Source organism: Streptomyces sp. NPDC050147 (genome assembly GCF_040660195.1).
Taxonomy (GTDB): domain Bacteria; phylum Actinomycetota; class Actinomycetes; order Streptomycetales; family Streptomycetaceae; genus Streptomyces.
Map to the genome: position 1 here is coordinate 417,243 of NZ_JBFALJ010000001.1, position 25,153 is coordinate 442,395.

The following is a 25,153-nucleotide window of genomic DNA, read 5'->3' on the forward strand; positions in this document are numbered from 1 at the left end:
CGTTGCGCGGGGGGCGCGCGCTTTTTGGCAATTGCGCCCCCGAGCCTCTCCTGGTCCCGCTTGGCCAGTTCTCGCGTCCGTACCAGCCGTCGGCCCCACTATGAATGGTCTACGTGCTGTACGAAGCCATCGGGACTCGAAGCGGGCACCTGGAGGAGCGAAGCGTGATCCGGGTACTTCTCGTGCACGACGCCTGTCTGTTGCGATCGGCTCTGGCGGAACGCCTCGCCCGTGAGCCGGACCTGGAGGTTTTCCATGCACCGTGGCACAACGCCCGCGACCGTACGGGGGCGGTGCGTCCCGACGTCTGTGTGGTCGACCCCGACGGTGACTCGGCCTACGAGTCCGCCGAGTTCGGGGAGCAGTCCCATCCCGTGAACGGCGGCCTCGGCTGCCCGCTCCTGGTCCTGGTCTCCGGCCACCGGCCGGGGCTGCTGCGCCGCTGCATGGAGGCGGGCGCCCTCGGCTATGTGGACAAGGCGAGCCCGCCGGACCGGCTGCTCGCCGCGATCAGGCAGGTGGCGGCCGGCCTGCGGTTCGTCGACGAGACACTGGGGTTCGGGTTCCTGAAGGCCGCTCAGATGCCGTTGACGCACCGGGAGTTAATGGTGCTCTCACTGGCTGCCGGGGGCGCGCCCGTCGCCGAGATCGCGAACCGCCTCCATCTGACGAACGGGACGGTGCGCAACTACATGGCCGCGATCACCCGCAAGACCGGCGCCCGCAACAGGATCGACGCCATACGGATCTCGAAGGGGGAGGGCTGGGTGTGACGTGCTCCCGTCCCCCGGGCCCCAGTTGCCGGAGAGTTCGCGGTAGAGCGAGGACCGTTCGAGCAGCTCCTCGTGGCGTCCGCAGAAGGTGTGCGTCCCGTCCATCACCAGGATGCGGTCGGCGCGGCGGGCCGAGCTGATGCGGTGGGCGATCACCACGAGGGTGCCGCCCGGCCGTGCCGCGAACGCCCGCTCGGCGCGGGCCTCCGCCACCGGGTCGAGGTGGCAGGTCGCCTCGTCGAGCAGGGCGAGGGGCGCGTACGAGACGTAGGCGCGGGTCAGCGCGATGAGCTGGCGTTCGCCCGCGGAGAGCGCGGCGGGGTCGACCGGGGCGGCGAGGCCGCCTAGCCGGTCGATCACCGCGCTGAGCCCGACGGCCCGCGCTGCGGCCAGCAGCTCCGCGTCGTCGACGGCATCCGCCCGCAGATACTCCAGGTTCTGGCGCACCGTGCCGCTGAAGACATACGCCTCCTGCGGGATCAACACCCGCCGCTCGACGGCCTCTCGCCCCCGCACGGACCGCCCGTCCACGCGGACGGCACCACTCCCGGGCGCCAACAGCCCGGCCACGAGCCCGGCAAGGGTGGACTTCCCGATCCCACTGGGCCCGACGACCGCCAGATGCCCACCCCGCGGAACGGCGAGCGACAGATCACGCACGACGGGCTCGGCGCGGGGTCCGTAGGCGAAGGTGACGGAGGAGAGCTGGAGGGCGGGGGGCTCGTCGGGGGTGGTTTTCTCGTGGGGGGTGGGGGCTCCAGTGGGGGTGGGGGTGCCGCTGGGGGCGAGGGCTCCGGTGGGAGCGGGGATGCCACCGGGAGCGGGCTCCTCATCGAGAGCGGGCGTTCCCGTCCTACCGGGCGCATTGCGGCCACCGGAAACGGGCGCCCTGCCGGGAGCGGGCTTCTCACCGGGAGCGGGCATGTGCGTCCTGCCGGGCGCATTGCGGCCACCGGAAACGGGCGCCCTGCCAGGAGCGGGGACACCACCAGCAGCGGGCTCCTCATAGGGAGCGGGCGTTCCCGTCCTACCGGGCGCAGGGCGGCCACCGGGAGCGGGGACGCCACCGGAAGCAGGCGTCCTGCCGGGAGCGGGCGATACCGTCCTGGCGGGAGCGGGGACGCCACCGGCAGCGGGCTTCTCATCGGGCGCTGGGGTTCCCGTCCTGCCGGGCGCGGGCGTTTCCCTCCTGTCGGGAGCGGGTTCGTCGTCACGTGCAGGCGCCCCGTCCGGGGCGGGCATCCCAGCGGGGGCGGCCTCATCGCCACGCGCAGGGGCCCCGTCCGGGGCGGGCATCCCAGCGGGGGCGGCCTCATCGCCACGCGCAGGGGCCCCGGCGGTAGTCCGTATCCCGCCAGGAGTCGGCGTCTCGGCGGCGGGCGTCTTCGTTTCGGGCGGGTCGGGGGGTTCCGGGGGCGGGGTCCACGTCAGGCGGCGCAGGACGACGGCCAGGCGGGAGCCGCTTGTGCCCAGGCCGTGGATCAGGTTGTGCAGGGCCGGGAGCAGGGCCTGGCTCACGTAGGCGATCGCCCCCACCAGGGCGCCCGGTGTGACCCCGCTGTTCAGGAGCCAGGGCGCCGTGACGAGGAGCAGGACGAGCGGGAGCTGGCCGCCGGTCACGAGGGCCGCCGTGCGCAGGACGCCCCAGCGGGCGAGGGAACCGGCCGCCGCGTATTCCGTGGCGATGCCCCGGTCCAGGTCCTCGGCCACGTCCTGTTCCGCGCCGGCGGCAGCGACATCCCGTAACCCCGGGGCGACCGAACCCAGTTGGCCGGCGATGCCCTCATCGGCGACGAGGAACCGCTCCTGGCGCAGTGCCAGCGGACGCAGGCTCGCCACGAACAGGCCGACTCCGGCGAGCAGCGGCGGCGCGACGACCAGGAGGAGGAGCGGGGCGAGCGAGAACAGGCCGATCAGCGCGCCCGCCGCCGTGAAGAGGAAGGAACGGGAGACCAGGACCAGGCCCGCGAAGGTGTCCCGGGCGATTTCGACCTGCTGGGTGAGCCTGGACACGGAGGCGCCGTCCGCCTCCCGCAACCCCCGGCCGACGACCTGCCGTACCAGGGTGTCCCGCAGCGGTTCCACCAGGTCGGCGACCGCGCGGTACACCCGCCCCGTTCCGTACGCGGCCACGACCACGCCGAGCCCGGCCCCGCCGAGCCACCCGAGGCCCACCGCCTCGCGCCCGGCGAGGAACCCGTCGTCCAGGGCGCGCGCGAGGGCGTACCCGGTGAGAAAGGTCTGCCCGGTCTCCAGGACGGACCAGAGCGCGAGCCGTAGCACCACGGGCCACCTGCGCCACAGGAACCGGACACCTCGGCGGTAGGGGCCCTGCGAGGTCGAGGGCGGCTGCGCCCGCTCCACGCGCCTCACACGCCGCTCCACGCGCCTCACGCGCCGAACACCCCCCGGTACTCCTCTCGCTCCCACAACTCCGCATGCGTACCCACAGCCCGTATCCGGCCCTCGTGCAGCCACGCCACCACATCCGCGCGGGCCGCCGTCGCCGTGCGGTGGGCGATGATCAGGCGGCTGCGGTGCGGGGTGTGGTGGAGCAGGGCCTCGGCTATGTGGTGTTCGGTCACCGTGTCCAGGCTCGACATCGCGTCGTCCAGGATCAGGAGCCGCCCGCCCCGCGCGAACGCCCTTGCCAGGCCGAGGCGTTGGGCCTCGCCCCCGGAGAGGGGCGCGTCCGCGCAGGGTGTGCCGTAGCCGTCGGGGAGGCGGGCGATGAAGGGATCGGCGTGCGCCGCGCGTGCCGCCTCGCGGATGCGGGACGGCGCCGGGCGGGGGGCCCCGAAGCCGATCGTGTCCTCCAGGGTCGTGCCGAGGAGCGCCGGCCGCTCGAAGGCGTAGCCGACCTCGCGTCGCAGCTCCTCGCGGCCGAGCGAACGCAGCGGGACGCCGTCGAGGCGTACGTCCCCTTCGTCGGGGTCGGCGAGGCGGCCCGCGACGGACGCGAGGAGCGACTTGCCCGCCCCGGAGCGCCCGACCACGGCGAGCGTGCCGCCCGCGGGCACCGTCAGGTCGACGCCGTCGAGCACGGTGCGTCCGCCGCGGACGACCGTGACGCCACGCAGTTCCAACACACCTTCCCCTGGCGGAAGTTCTTCGCTCCCGTACGACGTCGCGGGTTCCGCGAGCACTTCCCCCAGGCGGCGCGCGGCGGCCCTGGCACGCACCAGCGCTCCCAGCTGTCCGACGAGCATGCCGATCCCGGTGGCGAGCACCGCGTAGCGGGAGGCAGCCAGCAACTCGCCGACGCTGATGCGGTCTTGGACCACCAGATGGCCCGCGACCGCGACGACCGCGATCTGCAGAAGGGGTGCGACCGCGACGGCCTGTGCCTGGGAGCGGCCCTGGACTCGCCACATCCGGTGGCCCTGGCGGGAGAGTTCGGGGAGCGCGTCGAGGACGCGCCTGGCCTCTTTGTCCTCGGTGTGCGCGGCCGCGATGGTCCTCGCGCCGCCGACCGCCTCGCTGAGACGGCCGGCGATGTCCCCCTGGACCTGCTGGTAGCGGGCCACGCAGTCGGACGAGACACGCACGAACCACCGCAGGAGCAGGACAAGTACGGGCGCCCCCGCGATGAACACGACGGCCAGCCAGCCGTCGATCAGGGCAAGGGCCACGATGGCGCCCACGGGCGCGACCAAGGCGGCGAGGAGCGCGGCGAACGTGGCGGGCGCGACGCCCGCGTGCGCCGCGTTGTCGATGAGGCGGGCCACGAGGTCGCCAGGGGCGAAGCGGGCGGTGGCGCGAGGTCCGACGGCCAGCATGTGGCGTCCGACACGGCCGCGCAGCCAGGCCGTGGTGCGGGCGTTGGTGGTTCCGGTGAGGACGCCGTCGCAGGCGTCGAGAAGGGCGCTCGCGGTGATGAGCGCCGTGCACACGAGGATCCAGCGGGTGGCGTCCGCGCCGACGTGTCCTGCCGCGTGGCCCACGAGGACGGCATCGAGGGCACGGCCGATGGCGAACGGCAGGACGAGGCTCGCACCCGCCCCCGCGACACTGCAGAGCGCGAGAGCCGCGCAGCGGAGGGCGCTGTACCGGGTCGCGTCTTTCAACAGCCCGGCGTCGAGGCTGGTTTGCCGGTTCCGGGGTTTCGTGATCGCCATTCGGTCCGGGTCCTCGCAGTCCTCGTGTCCGTGGCGGAGTGGCGGTGACGGTGCCGGCGGTGGTGCCGCGGCGGAGTGGCGACCGCCGGTGTGGCGCGACGGAGCTCGCTTGCCGACCCGTGGCGGGGCGTCTGCGCATCCGTGCGTACGCGACGGCTGTCCGATCCAGAACACCCGTGACGTCGCGCACCCGTGCGTACCGCGCGTACGCGCGCCCGCGACGGCTGTCCGATCCAGGCCGCCCGTGACGCCAGCGACCCGTTCCGTTCGCCCCACGCAGCCACCCGTACCCGGCATCCACACCGGGACACCCCTGACGGCTGCCCCACACGGGGCGCCCGTGGCCGGGCGTCCGTGCTCCATTGACGTCGATCCCCGTGGCATCGGCGTCCGTGACGGTCGTCCGAAGCGGACCATCCAGGGCAAGAACGCCATGACGGCTGCCCGGCGCGGGGCTCCGTGGCCGAGCATCCGTAACAGCTGCCCGACCCCGGGGTGGCATACGTCGCCGTCGTCCGGCACCAGGGCCCGCCACACAGCCCTGGCGAACAAGCGCCGTGGACCCGGGCGGTGCCTCCGGGGAGAGGCGCCGCCCGGTCCCTCACGGGCGAACCGTGCCGGCGTCAGGCACGGGTCGGCGTCACAGACAGAGCAGCACGCTCGCGTCGCTCCAGCACAGCAGCAGGCTCACCTGGCTGCCGCCGCCACCGCCGCCGCCACCGGTCATCTCGTCGGACTCCATGCTCTGCAGGTCGAGAAGCGCCATGATGTTCCCTCTCATTTGGGGACGTGGTTGTCCTTCTGGGTTGTGTCACGACCCCGCCGCGTGGCGGGACCGGCTCTGGGGCCGCCTGAGCGGCGGCAGGAAGGGGACGTGTGCTCCGCCGTCCCCCAGGGCGGCGGCGAGCGCGAGGAGACAGCCCGCCGTTCCGGTGTGCAGGTCCATGGAGAGACGCAGCATCTGGTTGCCGGGGAACGCGAGTTGCCCCGCGTACGGCATCGCGAACCAGCCGAGCCCCTCGATCTGCGCGTCGACGTCCTCGGGCGTGATGCCGGGCGCGGTGCTGCGGTTGAGGTGCAGCAGCAGCCCGGCCCGCCCCTGGTACAGGCCCGGCTGCACGCAGAAGCGTGAACGCGCGGTGGCCAGGATGCCCGGCCGTACCGCCTCGAACCCGGCGTCGTCCCGGTGCGCGAGGTAGTCGTCGATGACCATCCCGATGCCTACGCTGCCGTCACCGAGGTAGGGCATCGTGCGCCAGCCCTCGTCCACCCCGAGGCTGCCGTCGGGCCGTGCCACGCACCGGGCGAGGTCCGCGCGCAGGGCTTTCGCCGCCAGGTCGAGAAGCGCGGGGTCGCCGCTCCTCTCGTACAGCCGCAGGAAGAGGAGCGCGGGCCCGGTGGCGCCGTGCAGCAGACCGGCCCGTGGCCGCCCCTTCGCAGTGGGCTCCGCGGTGAGCCGCTCACCGATCACCTCCGCCGCCTGCAGCGCGTGCTGAGCGAAGGACTCCTCGCCCGTGCTGTGCGCGATGGCGTCGAGCGCGAGGCCCAGTCCGGCGAGGCCGCCGTTCAGGTCGGAGGGGAGCCGCTGCCAGTTCTCCTGGAGGACGAGCTCCATCAGGTCGAGTGCGCGCGTGCGGTGACCGAGCCGTTCGAGTACATGGGCGATGCCCGCGAGGCCGTCGTTGAGCCCGAGGGGCGTGCCGGGCGGCGCGGGCTCGACGTGCTTCAAGAGCCAGTGCTCGCCCTCTTCGTAGCGTTCGGCGCCACTCTCGGCGAGGGCGAGCAGCACTCCGGCCGCGCCGTGCGCGAGGCCGAGCCCGCCACCGTCGGTGAACTGCGCGATGTCGCCGGGGAAGAGCCGGTCGTCGCGCTCCGGGGTGGCCGAGGCGAGGATGGCCTTGACCATCGAGTCCCGGCTGTAAGGCCAGTCGGCGACGTCGACGAGCGGCGCGGCCACTCCCTCGACAGCCCTCTCGACAGCCCGCTCGGCAGCCCCCAGGGTCGGCCGTACGGCACCTTTCGCGTCCGCCCGGGCCTGCCCGGGGCGCTCGATCTCCGCCACGGCCTCGTCGAGAAACTCCCGGGGTACGTCCGGGAACTGGGACGCGATGACCGTCGCGAGGTGTGCGGCCTTGCCCCGGTCGACGGCGAGGAGCGTGGTGATCGGCAGGAAGAGGGCGAGCCGCAGGCACGCGAGGGCGTAGCGGTCGACGTCCACGCCCTCGCGGTCCGCGGGTGCGATGAACCCGGGGTGGGCCACGATCTGCCGGCCGCTCTCGCCCACCCGCGTCGCCGCCTCGAAGTCGAGGAGGGAGACGGACTGTTCGTCGGGCGCGACCATGATGTTGAACATGTGGAGGTCGTTGAAGACGACGCCCCGCTCGTGCACGGCGGCGACGGCCTCCTCGACAGCCCGGTGGATCCGCATCGCCCATGCCGTGTACGCGGCGATCGCGTCGGCGTCCGGCTCGCTGACGAGCAGCGGATGCCGGTCCGCGAAGAAGGAGTTGAGGGTGCCGCCCTCCAGGAAGTCCATGACGAGGAAGCGGTGGCCGCCGAGTTCGAACCAGTCGCGCACCTCCGGTGCGACACCGAGCCCCGTGAGCTGCTGGAGCGCGTCCCGCTCGCGCTCCAGGCGGGCCACGGCGTCGGCCCCGTCCGACGCCAGGCCGGCGTACGGCCGTCCCTCCTTCAGGACGACCTTGCTGCCGTCACGCGTGTCGGTGCCGACGTACACGCCGCCGCCGTTGGAGAAGTGCAGCGCTTTCTCCATGCGGTACGGCAGGTCGGTGACCGTGGTGTTGTTGCGCGCCGCGAGCTGGGATTCGAGGAACGGCGGCAGCGTCACCCACTCGGGCACCCGGAAGGCCGGATCGCGCGAGTCGGGTACGAGGCGACCCTGGTCGTCCTCGATCGCGGGCACGAGACTGCCGCGCTCGTTGACGCACATGCGGCGGGTGAAGGCGCCGTATCTGACGTACAGCGGGCCTTCCCGCCAGCGCAGGTCGGTGAGGATGTAAGGGCCCTCGAAACCTTCGAGGACTCGCCCCAGCTCGCTGAGTATCTCGTGCAGTTGGTGCTCGTCGGCCGGGTAGATCGTCACGAACTTGCCGCTGCCGTCGCGTCCCGCGTACTTGCTGTTGCGCAGGTGGAGCAGGTGCCGTCCGGCGATGAACTTGAAGGGCACGGCGCGCGGCACGCAGTGGTCGTGGACCGCCGCGGCGATCTGGTCCGCGTTCTCCAGCGTGGCGGACACGTGGATCTTCCAGCCCTGCTGGGGCGCGGGCCGTGCGTGCCCGTCGTCGTCGACGGGGACGAGGGCCAGCCAGTCGCCCTCGCGGGCCGACCGCCATCCCCGCGGGACCGGGCGCCCCGCCGTCCCGAACTCGGGGGCGGTCCCGCCCACGGACAAGCGGTCCGGAGTCTCGTAGAAATATCTGTCGGCCAGACAGTAGACCTCGTACCGCTTGTCCACGGCGTCCCCCCTAAGTGGTCTGGGTCTGAACAGTTCCAGGCCGCAAAGGGGACGGACAGTCACGGATGTCATCGATCAGCCATGCGGAACGCACGGGTAAAGTCCTGTTCCCACCCGTTCGAGCGCACATAAAGAGCACAAGCACACGGAATCCGCTCGCGCGGCGTAACGAAAGTAAATCCGTCGGCCGGACGACGCATGCTCAGTCCTCCGGCGGGAAGACGGTTTCCCTGCTGCCGGACAACGTGATGGTGATCGCCTCGACCGGGCACCCCTCGGCCGCTTCGAGCACCTTCTCGTTGGCGTCGGTCTCGGGATCCTCGGGGTGCGACTGGCGGGCGGAGTCGAGCGCGAAACCGCCCGGCGCCGTGATCACGCACATCCCGGAGCCGATGCAGACCGACCGGTCCACCTCGACATGCCAGCGGTCACCCATCAGGCACCCGCCCCCGAGCCCGCCGCGCCGGCGGCCGATGTATACGTCGCCGGGAGGTGGATCATCTTGTGCTCGAAGTACTCGCCGTACCCCTCGGGCCCGAACTCGCGCCCGAGCCCGGAGTTCTTGTAGCCGCCGAACGGGCCGAGCATGTCGAGGCTGAAGGTGTTCACCGAGTACGTCCCGGTGCGCACCCGCCGCGCGATGTCGATGCCGCGCTCCGTGTCCGCCGTCCATACGCTGCCGCTGAGCCCGTACTCCGAGTCGTTGGCGATCTTCACGGCCTCGTCCTCGTCGCCGTACGGCAGAAGGCAGATGACCGGGCCGAAGATCTCCTCGCGGGCGATGCGCATCGAGTTGTCGACGCCGCCGAAGAGCGTCGGCTCGACGTACCAGCCTTGGTCGAAGCCTGCCGGACGGCCGCCGCCCGTGAGGATCTTGGCTCCCTCCTCCTGGCCGATACGGATGTAGTCGAGCGAGCGCTGCTGCTGGCGCCGGGCGACGAGCGGGCCGAGTTCGGTCTCGGGGTCGAGCGGGTCGCCGATCTTGAGCGCGGAGGCCGCGGCGGCGAAGGCCTCGGCGAACTCGTCGTGGCGGGAGTGCGGCACGAGGATGCGGGTCTGGGCCACGCACGCCTGGCCGTTGATCATCCAGGCGAAGGGGACGATGCCGGCGACCGCGCTCGCCGCGTCCGCGTCGGGCAGGATCACCGCGGCCGACTTGCCGCCGAGCTCCAGTGTCACGCGCGTGAGGTTGCGGGCGGCGACCTCCATGACGCGCTTGCCCGCGCCGACGGAGCCGGTGAAGGAGACCTTGTCGATGCCGGGGTGCCCGACGAGGTACTCGCTGACCTCGCGGTCGGCCGAGATGATGGAGAGCACGCCCTGCGGCAGCCCCGCCTCGGTGGCGATCTCGGCGAGGATGTAGGCGTCCAGCGGCGTCTCGGGCGAGGTCTTGAGGATCACCGGGCAGCCCGCGAGCAGGGCGGGCGCCAGCTTGGCCGCGGCGGTGAACTGCGGGACGTTCCACGGGACCACGGCCGCCACGACGCCGACCGGCTCGCGCCGCACGAGGATCTTGCCGAGGGCCCCGTCGCGCGCCTCCTCATACGTGAAGTTCCGGGCGACCGTGAGCGCCGAGTCCCAGACCATCATCGCGGCGAGGGCCTGCACCATCACGCTCGATGTGTACGGGGTGCCGTTCTCGGAGCTGATGACGCGGGCGATCTCCTCGTGCCGCAGGGCGAACGCGTCCTTGATCCGGGTGACGATCTCGATGCGCTCGTCGAGGGTCATCCGGGGCCAGGGCCCCTCGTCGAACGCCTTGCGCGCGATGGCGACGGCCCGGTCGACGTCGGCGGGCGCGGCGTGCGGCACCCGCGCGAAGACCTGGCCGGTGTGCGGCGAGACCACCTCGATGACGTCCTTGCCCAAGGGGTCCACCAACTCCCCGCCGATGAAAAGCTGTCCGTGTTCCACGAGCTCGGTCATGGCTGACTGCCTCCTGCGGGATTCCGCCTGCGCGGCCATCTTTCTGACACTGTTTCAGAACTGATACCAGTTCTAGTTCCAGTAGTCCACGGAGAGCAAGGTTCAGGCAGCCGTTCAAGTGGGCTGACGAAACAGTCGACTTGAGCGATCATTGGAACTAGTTCTAGTTATGCTGACCGAGGCCGTGGTCGTGGCCGCGCAGCGACGAGAGATGAGGGCCCCGATGACGCAGGTGACCGATCCGCGGGTGACCGAGCACGGCGGGGGCGTATGGAGCATCAAGGTCCCGATTCCGGACAATCCCCTGGGCTTCACCCTCGTCCACCTCCTGGACACGGACGCCGGTCCGGTCCTCATCGACACGGGCTGGGACGACCCCACGTCCTGGGACTCGCTCGCCGACGGTCTCGCCGCCTGTGGCACGTCCGCCGACGCGGTGCACGGCGTCGTCATCACCCACCACCACCCCGACCACCACGGCCTGTCGGCCAAGGTCCGCGAGGCATCGGGCGCGTGGATCGCGATGCACGAGGCGGACGCGTCGGTCGTACGCCGCACGCGGACCGGACCGCCCGCACGCTGGTTCGACTACATGGTGGAGAAGCTGACGGCCGCGGGCGCCCCCGCCGACCACCTGGCCCCGCTCCTCACCGCCCGCGACGCGGGCCGCGCGCCCCGGCTGCCCGGCATGGCAGCCGCGCTCCCCGACCGCGACATCACCCCGGGCGAGCTGCTCGAACTGCCGGGTCGCAGGCTCCGCGCCATCTGGACCCCCGGCCACACCCCGGGCCATGTCTGCCTGCACCTGGAGGAGGAGCACCCGGCGCGGCTGCCGGGCCACGGCCGGCTGTTCTCCGGGGACCATCTGCTCCCCGGGATCACCCCGCACATCGGCCTGTACGAGGACCCGGACGACGCGACCATCACCGATCCCCTCGGCGACTACCTCGACTCCCTGGAGCGCGTCGGCCGCCTGGGACCCGCCGAGGTGCTTCCCGCCCACCAGTACGCGTTCACCGACGCCCCCGCCCGCGTGCGCGAGATCCTGGTCCACCACGAGGAGCGCCTCACCGACCTGCTCGCCCTCCTCGCCGAGCCCCTCACCGCTTGGCAGCTCGCCGAGCGGATGGAGTGGAACCGCCCCTGGGCCGAGATCCGCTACGGCTCACGGAACATCGCGGTCTCCGAGGCCGAGGCGCATGTGCGGCGCCTGGTGAAGCTGGGGCGCGCGGAGGCGGTGGGCAACGATCCGGTGCGGTACCGCGCGGTGTGAGCTCCGGCCGGGGGCGGGCGCCCCGGGCCGCTCCCCCTACGGGCCGGTAGAGTGGCCTCCGTCGTCATCATGCCCGTACAGGGGGAAGCCGGTGCGAATCCGGCGCTGACCCGCAGCCGTATCCGCAGTTCACCGAGCTGACGGAGAGCCGGAATGCCCGGTACGAAGCATGACCGGCTCGCTTCATCGGGGCCCCCGATGAACGGCACCGTCGAGGTATACGGAGCCGGAGCCGCCCGGTGCCCGTGCCCGCTACGCGCCCGTGCTGCCCCGCTCCCCGCAGTGAGAGGCACCCGCCGCATCATGAACGTTCGCCGCAGCGCAGCGGTCCTGGCCGCCGTCGCCGTGTTCGGTTCGGCCGCCGCCCCGGCCGCCTTCGCGGACACCGCGTCCCCGTCGCCCTCCGCCAAGCTGCCCTCCGGTCTCTACGGCGACGCGGACCCCAAGTTCGACGGGGTGTTCCGGCAGTCGTACGCCCTGCTCGCCCAGGACTCGGCCGGTGTGAAGCCCGCCGCGAAGGCCGTCGACTGGCTCACCGGCCAGCAGTGCCCGAGCGGCGGTTTCGCCGCGTACCGCGCCGACGCGGGCGAGCCGTGCGACTCCAAGACGATGTTCGACAGCAACGCGACGGCCTCCGCCGTGCAGGCGCTCGCCGCGCTCGGCGGTCAGCAGAAGACGGTCGACAAGAGCGTGGGCTGGCTGAAGTCGGTGCAGAACAAGGACGGCGGCTGGGGCTACAGCCCCGGCATGGACTCCGACGCCAACTCCACCGGCATCGTGATCGGCGCGCTCGCCGCGGCGGGCGAGAAGCCGCAGTCGGTGAAGTCGCAGGACGGCAACTCTCCGTACGACGCGCTGCCCGCCCTCTCCATGAGCTGTGGCAAGGACGGCGGCGCCTTCGGCCTCGCGGACGTCAAGTCCGGCAAGCTCTCGCCGAACGCGGACGCCACGGCGGCCGGTGTCCTCGGCGCCCACGGCAAGGGCCTGGTCGTCGACGCCGCCGAGAAGAAGGCCGCCGCCCCGAAGTGCGCGAAGGCCGACACCGCCGAGCAGGCGGCGGCGAACGGCACCGGCTACCTCCTCAAGACCCTCGCCAAGGGCGACGACCACCTGATGTCGTCGATGCCCGGTGCCAAGAACATGCCCGACCTGGGCAACACCGCGGACTCCGTGCTCGCGCTCGCCGCGGCCGGTCAGCCCGAGCAGGCCGAGAAGTCGGCCCAGTGGCTGGCGAAGAACTCCGCGGACTGGGCCGAGAAGTCCGGCCCCGCCGCCTACGCCCAGCTGATCTTCGCCGCCCGCGCTTCGGGCCTGGACCCGCGCGACTTCGGCGGCGCGGACCTGGTCAAGCAGCTGAACGCGCAGGGTCCGGCCCCGCAGGCGACCGAGCAGGCCGCCGAGAAGAAGGACAGCGACGACGGCGGCGTGAGCATCTGGTGGGTCATCGGCGTCGGCATGGTCGCCGGTATCGGCATCGGCTTCCTGTACAGCGGCAACAAGAAGAAGCAGCAGCTGTGACGCGGGGTCGCGCGCGGTGGGGACGCCTGGTGGCCGTGGCGTTCACCGCCGCCCTGCTCGGCGTCCTCGCCGCCGCCCCCGCCCAGGCAGCCGGTTACCGCTACTGGTCCTTCTGGGACCGGGACGGCGCGAAGTGGGCGTACGCGAGTCAGGGGCCCAGCACCGCCCGCCCCGACGACGGTGCCGTGCAGGGCTTCCGGTTCTCGGTGTCCGACGACTCGCAGGACTCCGCGAAGCCGCGCGGCGCCGCGGACTTCGACACGATCTGCGCCAAGACCCCCGCCAAGGACGACCGCAAGCGGATCGCCCTCGTCATCGACTTCGGTACGCCGGGCGACGCCCCTGACGGGGAGACCCCGCCGAAGCCGCGTACCGCCTGCGCGCGGATCGCGGACGACGCGACGAGCGCGGACGCGCTCGCGGCGGTCGCCAAACCCCTGCGCTATGACAGCAACGCGCTGCTGTGCGCCATCGCCGACTACCCGAAGTCGGGCTGCGGCGAGCAGGTCTCGGGCAACGGCCGCTCGCGGGACGCCGAGGAGAAGCCGGACGCGAGCAAGGAACAGGGCGACTCCGGTGGCCCCTCCGTCGGGCTGATCGCCGGCGTGGCCGCCATCGCCCTGCTCGGCGCCGCCGCCGTATGGCAGGCACGCCGCCGACGCGGCTGACCGCACGATGACCGATCACCCGAGCACCGCTCCCGGTGCGCTGCGGCGGCGCCTTGCCCCCCAGGCGCACCGGAGCAACGCGCTGCACCCCGGCGCCTGGTGGGTGTGGGCGCTCGGGCTCGGCGTCGCCGCGTCGCGCACCACCAATCCCCTGCTGCTCGGTCTCCTCATCGGGGTCGCGGGCTATGTCGTCGCGGCGCGTCGCACGTCGGCCCCGTGGGCGCGCTCGTACGGCGCCTTCGTGAAGCTCGGCCTCGTCGTGATCGCGATCCGGCTCGTCTTCGCCGTCGTCCTCGGCTCCCCCATCCCCGGTACGCACGTCATCGTGACGCTCCCCGAAGTGCCGCTGCCCGACTGGGCGAAGGGGGTGCGGATCGGGGGCCGGGTGACGGCCGAGGGGCTGCTCTTCGCGCTCTACGACGGGGTGCGCCTGGCCGGGCTCCTCATCTGCGTCGGCGCCGCCAACGCCCTGGCCAGCCCGGCCCGGTTGCTCAAGTCGCTGCCGGGCGCGCTGTACGAGGTGGGGGTCGCCATCGTCGTCGCGATGACCTTCGCGCCGAACCTGATCATGGACGTGCAGCGCCTTCGCGCGGCGCGACGCCTTCGGGGGCGCGCGGACAAGGGCATCCGGGGGCTGCTCCAGGTGGGTCTTCCGGTCCTCGAGGGCGCGCTCGAGCGGTCGGTGGCGCTGGCCGCGGCGATGGACGCGCGCGGCTTCGGGCGCACCGCGCCGGTTCCGGCCGGGGTGCGCAGGGCGACGGCGTTCCTGACGCTCGGCGGCCTGATGGGCGTCTGCGCGGGTACGTACGGGCTGCTCTCCGCGGACGGCACCGGCTATGGTCTGCCCGTCCTGGCCGCCGGTCTCGTCGCCGCCCTCGCCGGACTCCGCCTCGGCGGCCGTCGCTCCGTCCGCACGCGCTACCGCCCCGACCCGTGGGGCGTGCGCGCCTGGCTCGTCGCCGGGTCGGGGGTCGCGGTGGCGGGCCTGATGCTCTGGGCCGCCTCGTACGACGCGTCCGCCCTGCACCCCGGGGTCGTCCCCCTGACGGCGCCGACGTTGCCGCTGTGGCCCGCGGCGGCCGTCCTCGTCGGGCTGCTGCCCGCCTTCGTGGCGCCGGTGCCCGCCGATTCGGCCGCCCCTGTCTCCGCCTCCGTTTCCGCCCCCGCACGTACCAAGGAGCCCTCATGATCCGCTTCGAGGATGTCTCCGTGACGTACGAGGGGATCGCCGAGCCCACCGTGCGCGGCGTCGATCTCGCCGTACCCGAGGGCGAGTTGGTGCTCCTGGTCGGGCCCTCCGGGGTCGGCAAGTCGACGCTGCTCGGCACGGTGAGCGGGCTCGTGCCGCACTTCACCGGGGGCACACTGCGGGGCCGTGTGACGGTGGCGGGGCGCGACACCCGTACCCACAAGCCGCGCGAACTGGCCGATGTCGTCGGCACGGTCGGCCAGGACCCGCTCTCGCACTTCGTGACGGACACGGTCGAGGACGAACTCGCCTACGGGATGGAGTCACTCGGGCTCGCCCCCGACGTGATGCGCCGCCGGGTCGAGGAGACGCTGGACCTCCTCGGCCTCGCCGATCTGCGTGAGCGGCCCATCGCCACGCTCTCCGGCGGCCAGCAGCAGCGCGTCGCCATCGGCTCGGTGCTCACGCCGCATCCCGAGGTCCTCGTCCTGGACGAGCCGACGTCGGCCCTCGACCCGGCCGCCGCCGAGGAGGTGCTCGCCGTGCTGCAGCGTCTCGTCCACGACCTGGGCACGACGGTCCTGATGGCCGAGCACCGCCTGGAGCGTGTCGTCCAGTACGCCGACCAGGTCCTGCTGCTCGCGGCGCCGGGCGAGCCGCCCGTGCTCGGGGACCCCGCGTCGCTGATGGCCCGTTCGCCCGTCTATCCGCCGGTGGTGGGCCTCGGCCGCCTCGCGGGCTGGTCCCCGCTGCCCCTGACGGTGCGGGACGCGCGGCGCAGGGCGGGCACACTGCGGGAGCGCCTGGCCGGGGCCGAGCCCCGGGAGGCGGCCAAGGCCCCGCGCCCCGATGAACGCCCCGCGACGGTCCTGACCCGGCTCCGTGGACGTACGAAGGCCGATGCACCCGAAGCGGCCGCCGCGAGCGTCCGCGCTCTGGCCGTCCGCCGGGGCCGGGTGGAGGCCCTGCGCCGGGTGGACCTCACCGTCCACGCGGGAGAGACGGTGGCGCTGATGGGCCGCAACGGCGCCGGGAAGTCCACGCTCCTGTCGACCCTGGTGGGCCTGCTCGAACCGGCGGCGGGCTCGGTCCGCGTCGGCGGCGTGCTCCCCCACCGCACCGGGCCGCGCGAGCTCATCCGCCACGTGGGCCTGGTCCCCCAGGAGCCGCGTGACCTCCTCTACGCGGACACGGTGGCCGCCGAGTGTTCGGCGGCGGACCACGACGCGGCAGCGGAGCCCGGCACCTGCCGTGCGCTGGTCACCGAGCTGCTCCCCGGCATCGCGGACGACACCCACCCCCGCGACCTCTCGGAGGGCCAGCGCCTCACCCTGGCCCTGGCGATCGTCCTGACGGCACGCCCGCCGCTGCTCCTCCTCGACGAGCCGACCCGGGGCCTCGACTACGCGGCCAAGGCCCGCCTGGTCACGCTTCTGCGCCGCCTCGCCGGCGAGGGCCACGCGATCGTCCTCGCCACGCACGACGTGGAACTGGCGGCGGAACTGGCCCACCGGGTGGCGATCCTCGCCGACGGGGAGATCGTCGCCGACGGTCCGACCCCGGACATCGTGGTCTCCTCCCCCTCCTTCGCCCCGCAGACCACCAAGATCCTGGCCCCGCAGAAGTGGCTGACGGTCACGGAGGTGCGCGACGCGCTGGCCGCCGGGGGTGGACCCGCGTGAGCCGCGCTCCCGCCGCCCGCCGGGCGGGCTCCCGGCAGGTCCGCCCCGTCCGCCTGGGTCCGCGCTCGATCGGTGCCCTCGCGCTCGTCAGCGCGGTCGGCGTCGTGGCCTTCGGGTGGCCGCTGATCGCGGACGGGGACTCGGGGCTGAGCGCGCACGCCCAGGACGCGCCCTGGCTGTTCGCGGCCCTGCTGCCGCTCCTGCTCGCCGTCGTCGTGGCGACCATCGCGGACGTCGGGCTCGACGCCAAGGCCATCGCGATGCTGGGGGTGCTCGCCGCCGCCGGAGCCGCGCTGCGACCGCTGGGGGCGGGGACGGCGGGGATCGAGCCGATGTTCTTCCTGATGGTGCTCAGCGGGCGGGTGCTGGGCCCCGGGTTCGGGTTCGTGCTCGGTGCCGTGTCCATGTTCGCCTCCGCGCTCCTGACCGGCGGTGTCGGCCCGTGGATGCCGTTCCAGATGCTGTCCATGGGGTGGGTCTGCATGGGCGCGGGGCTGCTGCCGGGCGCCGACACCTTCCGCGGGCGCCGCGAGCTGTGGCTGCTCGCCGCCTACGGGGCCATCTCGTCCGTCCTGTACGGCACTGTCATGAATCTGCAGGGCTGGCCCTACCTCGGCGGCCTCGCGACCGGTGTCTCCTTCGTGCCCGGCGACCCCGTCGGGGACAACCTCGGCCGCTTCCTCGCGTACTGCCTCGCGACCTCCCTCGGCTGGGACCTCCCGCGCGCCGTCGTCACGGTCCTGCTGAGCCTCGCTCTCGGCCCCGCCGTCCTGAAGGCGCTGCGCCGGGCCACGCGCCGGGCCGCCTTCGAGGCCCAGGTCACATTCGAGGACCCGAAGGCGTAGGCGGCCACTGACTCGCGGTCACCCGGGGGGTCCCTTCGCGGTGAGGCCGACCACAGGACTTAGGTCCTCTCCTAAGGCGGGCCGTACCTCCGACTTCTGGCGCGTACGCCTCAAAACCCGCCCTGACCTGCCGATTGAGAGCCCCGTCACGTGCGGGACCTTTCGCCCACATGCGGCATCCACTAGTAAAAGGGGGCATTGCGGGGACGCCACAACCCTGCTTCTCTGGATCGAGTCGCACGGCGCCGCCGGTCGAAAGGCCCCCGGCGCCGACGCATTCCCCCGACCACATCCTCGTGGCTCACGGCATGCCCGCGACACCATGTCCCCCACGGAAGGCCACGCTTTGTCCGCCACGCTCCTTCGCCGTATCGCCACCCCGAAGAAGGCCCTCACCGGTGCCGCCATGGCCGCCGCCACGACCGGCATGGTGCTCGTGGCGGGTCCGGCCCAGGCCGCGGCCCCCACCGAGGCGAAGGCCGCCGCTCCGGCCGCCGCCCCCGCCGCGGCTCCTTCCTCGGCGCAGGCGATCGCGAAGAAGAAGATCCCGGACCCGGCGCAGTACAAGGCGTTCAGCAAGATCGTGGAGCACGAGAGCGGCTGGAACCCCAAGGCCACGAACTCCTCCTCCGGCGCCTACGGCCTGGTCCAGGCCCTGCCCGGCTCGAAGATGTCCTCGGCGGGCTCGGACTGGAAGACCAACCCCGAGACCCAGATCGAGTGGGGCCTCGACTACATGAACGACCGCTACGGCAGCCCCACTGGCGCATGGGCCCACTGGCAGGCCAACGGGTGGTACTGAGCCTCAGGGCGGCTGCCTGAACGGAAGTCCGGCGCACCGTGAATCACCGGCTTCGCCGAGTTCGTCCTCAAACGCCGGACAGGCTGAATACCCCTGCGTTCCGCCTTACAGCCGCTGAATGATCGTCCCCGTCGCGACAGCGCCCCCCGCGCACATCGTGATCAGCGCGAACTCCTTGTCCCGGCGCTCCAGTTCATGCAGCGCGGTGGTGATCAGCCGGGCCCCGGTCGCCCCCACCGGATGCCCCAGCGCGATCGCGCCCCCGTTCACGTTCACCTTCTCCAGGTCCTGCTCGAAGACCTGCGCCCAGCTCAGCACCACCGAGGCGAACGCCTCGTTGATCTCCACGAGGTCGATGTCCTTCAGGGACATCCCCGCCTTGCCGAGGACCGCCCGCGTCGCGTCGATGGGCCCGTCCAGGTGGAAGTGCGGATCGGCGCCCACCAGGGCCTGGGCCACGATCCGCGCGCGCGGCTTCAGCTTCAGCGCCCGCGCCATCCGCTTCGACGCCCACATGATCGCCGCCGCGCCGTCCGAGATCTGCGAGGAGTTGCCCGCCGTGTGCACGGCGGTCGGCATCACCGGCTTGAGGCGCTCAAGGCCCTCCATCGTGGTGTCCCGCAGCCCCTCGTCCCGGTCGACCAGCCGCCACATGCCCTGCCCGGCGGCCTGCTCCTCCTCCGTCGTCGGGACCTGGACGGCGAACGTCTCGCGTTTGAAGCGCTCCTCGGCCCAGGCGGTGGCGGCGCGCTCCTGCGAGATGAGGCCGAGCGAGTCGACGTTCTCCCTCGTCAGGCCGCGGTTGCGGGCGATCCGCTCGGCCGCCTCGAACTGATTGGGCAGATCGACGTTCCACTCCTCGGGGAAGGGTTTGCCCGGCCCGTGCTTGGAGCCCGAACCCAGCGGCACCCGTGACATCGCCTCGACACCGCAGCTGATGCCCACGTCGATGACCCCGGCCGCGACCATGTTGGCGACCATGTGGCTCGCCTGCTGCGACGAACCGCACTGACAGTCCACCGTCGTCGCGGCGGTCTCGTACGGAAGACCCATCGTGAGCCAGGCCGTGCGCGCCGGGTTCATGGACTGCTCCCCGGCGTGGGTGACCGTGCCGCCCACGATCTGCTCGACGCAGTCGGCGTGGATGCCCGTACGGCCGAGGAGCTCGCGGTAGGTCTCGCCGAGCAGATAGGCGGGGTGGAGATTGGCGAGCGCGCCGCCGCGCTTTCCTATGGGGGTGCGTACGGCTTCGACGATGACAGGTTCCGCGGCCATGGGCGTCCTCTCCATCCACATCCCGCGGGGGCGTCCCGGCACCCGCGCGGAGAACTAGTACGCGTTCTAGTTCTGCAAGCAGTCTGCTGAGCGCGACCCCGGCACCGCAAGGGGCTTGCACGCACCTTGCGCACGACGTACACGAAAGCGACCCCGGCACGGGCCTTGCCTCTTGTAGAACCCGTTACTACCTTGCGGGACAACTCCTGATGGACCGTCAGGACAACTACAGCCACAACTACAGCCACAGCTACGGCTGCAGAGCTGCCAGAACTGAACTCCTGGAGTTGCCGATGCCCTGTCCAGCGCTGCCCGACGGGTTCGACTTCACCGACCCCGACCTGCTCCAAGAGCGCGTGCCACACCCGGAGTTCGCCCAGCTGCGGCAGACGGAACCGGTGCGCTGGATCGTCCAGCCGCCACGCATCTCCGGCTTCGACGACTCCGGCTACTGGGCCGTCACACGGCACGCGGACGTCAAGTACGTCTCCACGCACCCGGAGTTGTTCTCCTCGAACCTCAACACGGCGGTCATCCGCTTCAACGAGACGATCAGCCGCGACCAGATCGAGGTCCAGAAGCTGATCATGCTGAACATGGACCCGCCCGAGCACACCCGGGTCCGCCAGATCGTGCAGCGCGGCTTCACGCCCCGCGCCATACGCTCCCTGGAGGACGCCCTGCGCGAGCGCGCGGGCTCCATCGTCGAGACGGCCCTGGCGAACGCCGCGGCCGACGGCTCCTTCGACTTCGTCACCAATGTCGCCGTGGAACTTCCCCTCCAGGCGATCGCGGAGCTCATCGGCGTGCCCCAGGACGACCGGACGAAGATCTTCGACTGGTCCAACAAGATGGCGGCCTACGACGACCCGGAGTACGCGATCACCGAGGAGGTCGGCGTCGAGGCGGCCATGGAGATCGTCTCTTACGCGATGAACCTCGCCGCCGCCCGCAAGGAGTGCCCGGCCAAGGACATCGTCAGCCAGCTGGTGGCCGCCGAGGACGAGGGCAACCTCTCCTCCGACGAGTTCGGCTTCTTCGTCATCCTGCTCGCGGTGGCCGGCAACGAGACGACCCGCAACGCCATCACCCACGGCATGCACGCCTTCCTCACCCACCCCGACCAGTGGGACCTCTTCAAGCGCGAGCGCCCCGAGACCACCGCCGAGGAGATCGTGCGCTGGGCGACTCCCGTCGTCTCCTTCCAGCGCACCGCCACCGAGGACACCCGGATCGGTGACGCGAAGATCAAGAAGGGCGACCGCGTCGGCATCTTCTACTCCTCGGCCAACAACGACCCCGAAGTCTTCGACGACCCGCTGCGGTTCGACATCACCCGCGACCCGAACCCGCACCTCGGATTCGGCGGCGGAGGCCCGCACTTCTGCCTCGGCAAGTCCCTCGCGGTCCTGGAGATCAACCTCATCTTCCACGCGATCGCGGACGCGCTGCCCGATCTCCGCCTGGTCTCCGACCCCCGCAGGCTCCGCTCGGCCTGGCTGAACGGCGTCAAAGAACTGCAGGTCAGCACCGGCTGACCCGCGGCCAGGGAGGCAGGGGCGACTCCCTCCTACGCCCCGCCCCTGCCTCCTCCGGGTCTTTTTCGCCGAAACCAACGTTTCGATCGCCTGACGCGTCTAGAGAAGTGAAACCCTTGCCTCTCCAAGACTTCGAACGGAAACGGTCGCCGTGGTCTCCGCAGGTCTCTCCGTCGCACCGTCGGGCAGCACACCCAGTGAGCGGAAGACCTCCCTCCGGGCCTTCTGCCGACGCCACCGGACACCGCTCGTCGCCACACTTCCCACGCTTCCGCTGTACGCGGTGTGGGCGGCGTTCCTGGCCACCGGCGGCGGCGATCTGGCGGCTCAGGAGGCCTGGGCCAGGTTCGCGTCGGAGCATGGGGCCGCCGCGTACGGCCTCTTCTGGTACGGCGGCATGCACACCGCCAACTACAGCCTGATCTCCCCCTACTTGATGGCCGCCGTCGGCGTGAAGACGGTGACGGTGGTGTCCGGTGTCGCCGGTGCCTGGCTGGTCGCCGCCCTCGTCGAACGCACCGGGATGCGCCGCCCGCTGTGGCCCGCGGTGCTCGCCTCGCTCGCGGTGTGGTGCAACGTCGCCTCCGGGCGCACGACCTTCGCGCTCGGAATCGCCTTCGGGTTCGCCGCGTGCCTGGTGCTCGTGCGGGAGCGGCGCGTGGTGGCGGCCGTGGTGTGCGCGACGCTCGCCACCATGTCCAGCCCGGTGGCGGGCCTCTTCCTCGTGGTGGCGGGCGCCGCCTATTTCCTCGTACGGGACTGGGGGCGGGCCGCGGCGCTGATCGTGCCGCCGGTGGTGGTCGTGGGGGCGACCACCGTCCTTTTCCCGTTCGACGGCGAGCAGTTGATGCCGTTCGACCGGATCTTCCCGCCCGTGGTGTTCAGCCTCGCGCTCATCGTGGCGGCTCCGCGCGAGTGGCGCGTGCTGCGCTGGGGCGCCGGGGTGTACGCGGCAGGGACGGTCCTGACGTATCTCATCCCCTCCCCCATCGGCACGAACGTGGAGCGTCTGGCCGAGCTGCTCGCGCCCGCCGCGCTGCTCGGCGCGCTGCTGATGCCCGCGCTGTCCCGCGTACGCCGCAGGGTGCTCATCGTCGCGCTGGTCCTTTCCTCGGCCTGGGTCGGGCAGAAGACCGCGGACGATCTGACGGTGTCGACGACCGTGCCGAAGTGGGCGGCCGACACCAAGGGCGTGGTGCGGGAGCTGGAGCGGCTCGGCGCCGACCGAGGGCGCGTGGAGGTGGTCCCGGCCCGCAACCACCGCGAGGCCACGGCACTGGCGCCGTACGTGAACATGGCGCGCGGCTGGAACCGGCAGCTCGACATCGAGCGCGGGCGCCTCTTCTACGACGGGTCCTTCTCGGCCGCCACCTACCGGGCATGGTTGGACAAGTGGGCGGTCGGCTACGTGGTGCTGCCCTCGGGCAAGCCGGACGGGTTCGCCGAGGACGAGGCGGCCCTGGTCGCCTCCGGCCCGAAGTGGCTCGAACCGGTGTGGCGGGACGCGCACTGGCGGGTGTTCCGGGTGAAGGACGCGGTGCCGATGGTGTCGAAGCCGGCGACCGTCGTGAAGACCACCGGGTCGGCCATGGTGGTGCGCGTCCCCACCCGCGGACCCGTGACGCTGCGCCTGGTGTACTCGCGGTGGCTCAGGGCGGAGGGCGCCTGCCTGCGGCGGCAGGGCGAGTTCACCCGGCTCACGGTGTCCACACCGGGCACGTACAAGATCAGCTCGGGGTACGGTCCTTCGCCGAGTCCTTCGTCATGTCGATGACCGGCGGCTCCGCCCCCGTCGCCGCCTTCAGGCCGCTGCTCACCCGGGGCCCGGCCAGGAGGTAGCCGAGGGCGAAGCCCGCGCCGACGACGGCCGCGCCGCCCACCGCGTCCAGGACCCAGTGGTTGCCGGTGGCGACGATCGCGGAGACCGTGAACAGCGGGTGCAGCAGACCGAGCGCCTTCATCCACACTTTGGGCGCGAGGATCAGGATCACCACGCCGCACCACAGCGACCAGCCGAAGTGCAGGGAGGGCATCGCCGCGTACTGGTTGGTGAGCGCGGTCAGCGTGCCGTAGTCCGGCTGGGTGAAGTCCTGCACGCCGTGGACCGTGTCGATGAAGCCGAGCTCGGGCATCAGGCGCGGCGGGGCCAGCGGGTACAGCCAGAATCCGACGAGCGCGAGGAGCGTCGCGAAGCCGAGGGCCGAGCGTGCCCAGCGGTAGTCGGCGGGGCGCCGGGCGTAGAGCACGCCGAGGACGGTCAGCGGCACCACGAAGTGGAACGACGTGTAGTAGAAGTTGAAGAACTCCTCCAGCCAGTCGACCTTCACCACCGCGTGGTTGACCCAGTGCTCGATGTCGATGTGCAGGAACCGCTCGACCGCGTAGACCTGCTCGCCGTGCTGCTCGGCGGTGGCCCGCCCGCCCGAGTTGGTGCCGCCCGTCGCGGCGAGCCGTGCCTGCTGGTAGGCGGAGTAGCCGACGCGGATCAGGAGCAGTTCGAGCAGGAGGTTGGGCCGGGTCGTGACCCGGCGCCAGAACGGGAGCAGCGGCACCCAGCTCCAGCGCGCGGGCGCGGGCCTGGCGTAGTCGGTGGGGATGGGCGCCTGGTACTGCGGGGCCGTACGCGACAGGAACGGCACCACCGTGGCGGCGGCGAGCGCGGCGATCAGTACGACGTTGTCGCGGATCGGCTCCACGACCGGCATGTTCGGCAGCATCATCTTCGCCGGCAGTGTCGAGACGAGGACGACGGCGACGGGCCACATGTACCGGTCGGACTGCTTCTTGCCGACCCGGCCCACCACCGCGAGCAGCACCCACAGGAGCTGGTGCTGCCAGGTCGTCGGCGACACGGCGACGGCGACGCAGCCGGTGATCGCGACGGCGAGCAGGAGCTGCCCGTCCTTGGCGTAGCGGACGGCGCGGCGCACGCCGAACCAGACGACGGCCGCGCTCAGGACCAGATAGAGCCCGATCTCCAGCGGCCCTTCGAGGCCGAACCGGAGCAGGGCGCCGTGCAGCGACTGGTTGGCGAGACCGGCCGGACTCGCGCCGAGGCCTGCGCCCGCCAGGTGGTGTATCCAGTACGTCCACGAGTCGTGCGGCATCGCGGCCCAGGCCAGCGCGGTGATGGCTAGGAAGGTGGCGCCGGTCGACGCCGTGGCGCGTCTGCGGCCGGTGAACCAGAAGAGGGCGGCGAAGAGCAGCAGGGTGGGCTGGAGCGCGGCCCCGATGCCGATGAGGACGCCGCTGGCGCGTTCCCCGCGGACCGCGAAGCACCCGAGCAGGACGAGGAGCACGGGGAAGATGCTGGTCTGGCCCAGGTAGAGGGTGTTGCGGACCGGGAGCGACAGCATCAGGAGGCAGATCGCGACGGGTGCGGCGAGCAGCGAGGTGCGCCGGGACACGGGCTGCGGCAGGGCGCGGGCTGCGACGAGGCCGAGGAGCACGACCAGGATCAGGGTGCCGAACGTCCAGCCCCAGCCGAGCGCCTGCTCGGCCGCGCGGGAGAACGGTTTGAGCACGAGTCCGGCGAAGGGGGTGCCGGTGAACTTGTCCGCGTCGTAGAACGAGCCGTTCACGTGCAGGACGCCTTCCGGGCCGATCCAGGTCTCCAGATCGATGAACCGCTCGCCCTTCGGCGTACGCAGGACGACCGCCGCCTGTCGTACCGCGAGTACGGCAGCGATCAGCCACAGGGCGACGCGGACCGCCCCGATCCGCGGTGTCGGTGTGCCCGGTGCCCCCGCCCCAAAGGCATTTCCCGGTCCTCCGTGCTCGACATTCGCCACGCCCCGTCGGCCCTCCCGCCCGCTCGTCGTCTCTGCTCGGTCCCAACGTCCGGCCGGTTCCGAGAGTTCTCTCCGTCGGCCCCGAGGTCTGCGGTCGGAAACCGAAAGGCTCGCGCCCATGGGTGGGACGCGCTACACCCTCATTTCACCTGGCAGCCACACCGCTTTCTACCGGCTTTTGCGCAGACTTCCTAACCAGCCCTTTTGTCCGGTCGAAAACTGGATCTCCACAAGCTGTCCACCTCATATCCATGGAAAGACGACCCGGACCCCGCCGGGC

General features: G+C 72.0%; 17 protein-coding genes, 1 pseudogene and 1 riboswitch. Of the genes and pseudogenes, 10 read left to right on the forward strand and 8 right to left on the reverse strand.

Annotation, left to right across the window (positions count from 1 at the left end; genetic code table 11):
- Nucleotides 1–446 precede the first annotated feature (446 nt).
- A pseudogene (locus AB0I94_RS01905) lies at nt 447–689 on the forward strand (LuxR C-terminal-related transcriptional regulator); the annotation flags it as partial.
- Here AB0I94_RS01905 and AB0I94_RS01910 read toward each other — a convergent pair.
- From AB0I94_RS01910 to AB0I94_RS01935, 6 genes are all read right to left on the reverse strand, one after another.
- Nucleotides 615–3,146: an ATP-binding cassette domain-containing protein gene (locus AB0I94_RS01910; protein ID WP_363307397.1), complete on the reverse strand. Its 2,532-nt coding sequence runs from the start codon at nt 3,144–3,146 to the stop codon at nt 615–617. The pseudogene AB0I94_RS01905 and the gene AB0I94_RS01910 overlap by 75 nt on opposite strands.
- Before the next feature lie 17 nt (nt 3,147–3,163).
- Nucleotides 3,164–4,891 carry an ABC transporter ATP-binding protein gene (locus AB0I94_RS01915; RefSeq protein ID WP_363307398.1) on the reverse strand — a complete coding sequence of 576 codons (1,728 nt, stop codon included), beginning with the start codon at nt 4,889–4,891 and terminating at the stop codon, nt 3,164–3,166.
- A gap of 640 nt (nt 4,892–5,531) precedes the next feature.
- Nucleotides 5,532–5,657 carry a SapB/AmfS family lanthipeptide gene (locus tag AB0I94_RS01920; RefSeq protein WP_363307399.1) on the reverse strand — a complete coding sequence of 42 codons (126 nt, stop codon included), beginning with the start codon at nt 5,655–5,657 and terminating at the stop codon, nt 5,532–5,534.
- A 45-nt stretch (nt 5,658–5,702) separates the two neighbouring features.
- Entirely contained in the window at nt 5,703–8,366 is a 2,664-nt protein-coding gene (gene lanKC / locus AB0I94_RS01925; protein ID WP_363307400.1) for a class III lanthionine synthetase LanKC, read from the reverse strand.
- Nucleotides 8,367–8,568: 202 nt separating this feature from the next.
- Nucleotides 8,569–8,802: a ferredoxin gene (locus AB0I94_RS01930; RefSeq protein ID WP_363307401.1), complete on the reverse strand. Its 234-nt coding sequence runs from the start codon at nt 8,800–8,802 to the stop codon at nt 8,569–8,571.
- Nucleotides 8,802–10,292, reverse strand: coding sequence for an aldehyde dehydrogenase (locus AB0I94_RS01935; RefSeq protein WP_363307402.1), 1,491 nt, complete (start codon nt 10,290–10,292; stop codon nt 8,802–8,804). The genes AB0I94_RS01930 and AB0I94_RS01935 overlap by 1 nt, the downstream gene beginning before the upstream one ends.
- Nucleotides 10,293–10,515: 223 nt before the next feature.
- On the opposite strand from AB0I94_RS01935, the gene AB0I94_RS01940 reads away from it, so the two are divergent.
- From AB0I94_RS01940 to AB0I94_RS01970, 7 genes are all read left to right on the forward strand, one after another.
- Complete coding sequence (locus AB0I94_RS01940; protein WP_363307404.1) at nt 10,516–11,565, forward strand: MBL fold metallo-hydrolase; 1,050 nt, start codon at nt 10,516–10,518, stop codon at nt 11,563–11,565.
- 53 nt (nt 11,566–11,618) lie between these two features.
- Nucleotides 11,619–11,745: riboswitch (cobalamin riboswitch) on the forward strand.
- Between the two features lie 123 nt (nt 11,746–11,868).
- The gene (locus tag AB0I94_RS01945) at nt 11,869–13,083 is read left to right on the forward strand and encodes a prenyltransferase/squalene oxidase repeat-containing protein (RefSeq protein WP_363307405.1); all 1,215 of its coding nucleotides are present in this window, start codon (nt 11,869–11,871) and stop codon (nt 13,081–13,083) included.
- Between the two features lie 26 nt (nt 13,084–13,109).
- Entirely contained in the window at nt 13,110–13,751 is a 642-nt protein-coding gene (locus AB0I94_RS01950) for an SCO2322 family protein (protein ID WP_363307739.1), read from the forward strand.
- 7 nt (nt 13,752–13,758) lie between these two features.
- Nucleotides 13,759–14,940: an energy-coupling factor transporter transmembrane component T gene (locus AB0I94_RS01955; RefSeq protein WP_363307406.1), complete on the forward strand. Its 1,182-nt coding sequence runs from the start codon at nt 13,759–13,761 to the stop codon at nt 14,938–14,940.
- Nucleotides 14,937–16,622 (forward strand): ATP-binding cassette domain-containing protein, encoded by a 1,686-nt coding sequence (locus tag AB0I94_RS01960; RefSeq protein WP_363307407.1) that lies wholly within the window; start codon nt 14,937–14,939, stop codon nt 16,620–16,622. The genes AB0I94_RS01955 and AB0I94_RS01960 overlap by 4 nt, the downstream gene beginning before the upstream one ends.
- Nucleotides 16,619–17,467 (forward strand): ECF transporter S component, encoded by an 849-nt coding sequence (locus AB0I94_RS01965; RefSeq protein WP_363307408.1) that lies wholly within the window; start codon nt 16,619–16,621, stop codon nt 17,465–17,467. The genes AB0I94_RS01960 and AB0I94_RS01965 overlap by 4 nt, the downstream gene beginning before the upstream one ends.
- A 322-nt stretch (nt 17,468–17,789) precedes the next feature.
- Nucleotides 17,790–18,269: a transglycosylase SLT domain-containing protein gene (locus AB0I94_RS01970; protein WP_363307409.1), complete on the forward strand. Its 480-nt coding sequence runs from the start codon at nt 17,790–17,792 to the stop codon at nt 18,267–18,269.
- Between the two features lie 105 nt (nt 18,270–18,374).
- Here AB0I94_RS01970 and AB0I94_RS01975 read toward each other — a convergent pair whose 3' ends face one another.
- A complete protein-coding gene (locus AB0I94_RS01975) occupies nt 18,375–19,544 on the reverse strand; it encodes a steroid 3-ketoacyl-CoA thiolase (RefSeq protein WP_363307410.1) in 1,170 nt (389 codons plus the stop codon).
- Between the two features lie 293 nt (nt 19,545–19,837).
- On the opposite strand from AB0I94_RS01975, the gene AB0I94_RS01980 reads away from it, so the two are divergent.
- Entirely contained in the window at nt 19,838–21,082 is a 1,245-nt protein-coding gene (locus tag AB0I94_RS01980) for a cytochrome P450 (RefSeq protein WP_363307740.1), read from the forward strand.
- A gap of 151 nt (nt 21,083–21,233) precedes the next feature.
- Complete coding sequence (locus tag AB0I94_RS01985; RefSeq protein ID WP_363307411.1) at nt 21,234–22,856, forward strand: glycosyltransferase family 87 protein; 1,623 nt, start codon at nt 21,234–21,236, stop codon at nt 22,854–22,856.
- Here AB0I94_RS01985 and AB0I94_RS01990 read toward each other — a convergent pair.
- A complete protein-coding gene (locus AB0I94_RS01990) occupies nt 22,810–24,873 on the reverse strand; it encodes a bifunctional glycosyltransferase 87/phosphatase PAP2 family protein (protein WP_363307412.1) in 2,064 nt (687 codons plus the stop codon). The genes AB0I94_RS01985 and AB0I94_RS01990 overlap by 47 nt on opposite strands.
- Nucleotides 24,874–25,153 lie beyond the last annotated feature (280 nt).

Bases quoted from the DNA above. Each gene is read 5' to 3' on its own strand.
- AB0I94_RS01915 (WP_363307398.1), bottom strand. From the start codon at position 4,891: ATGGCGATCACGAAACCCCGGAACCGGCAAACCAGCCTCGACGCCGGG.
- AB0I94_RS01920 (WP_363307399.1), bottom strand. From the start codon at position 5,657: ATGGCGCTTCTCGACCTGCAGAGCATGGAGTCCGACGAGATGACCGGT.
- AB0I94_RS01930 (WP_363307401.1), bottom strand. From the start codon at position 8,802: ATGGGTGACCGCTGGCATGTCGAGGTGGACCGGTCGGTCTGCATCGGC.
- AB0I94_RS01935 (WP_363307402.1), bottom strand. From the start codon at position 10,292: ATGACCGAGCTCGTGGAACACGGACAGCTTTTCATCGGCGGGGAGTTG.
- AB0I94_RS01940 (WP_363307404.1), top strand. From the start codon at position 10,516: ATGACGCAGGTGACCGATCCGCGGGTGACCGAGCACGGCGGGGGCGTA.
- AB0I94_RS01945 (WP_363307405.1), top strand. From the start codon at position 11,869: ATGAACGTTCGCCGCAGCGCAGCGGTCCTGGCCGCCGTCGCCGTGTTC.
- AB0I94_RS01955 (WP_363307406.1), top strand. From the start codon at position 13,759: ATGACCGATCACCCGAGCACCGCTCCCGGTGCGCTGCGGCGGCGCCTT.
- AB0I94_RS01960 (WP_363307407.1), top strand. From the start codon at position 14,937: ATGATCCGCTTCGAGGATGTCTCCGTGACGTACGAGGGGATCGCCGAG.
- AB0I94_RS01970 (WP_363307409.1), top strand. From the start codon at position 17,790: ATGTCCCCCACGGAAGGCCACGCTTTGTCCGCCACGCTCCTTCGCCGT.
- AB0I94_RS01975 (WP_363307410.1), bottom strand. From the start codon at position 19,544: ATGGCCGCGGAACCTGTCATCGTCGAAGCCGTACGCACCCCCATAGGA.
- AB0I94_RS01980 (WP_363307740.1), top strand. From the start codon at position 19,838: ATGCCCTGTCCAGCGCTGCCCGACGGGTTCGACTTCACCGACCCCGAC.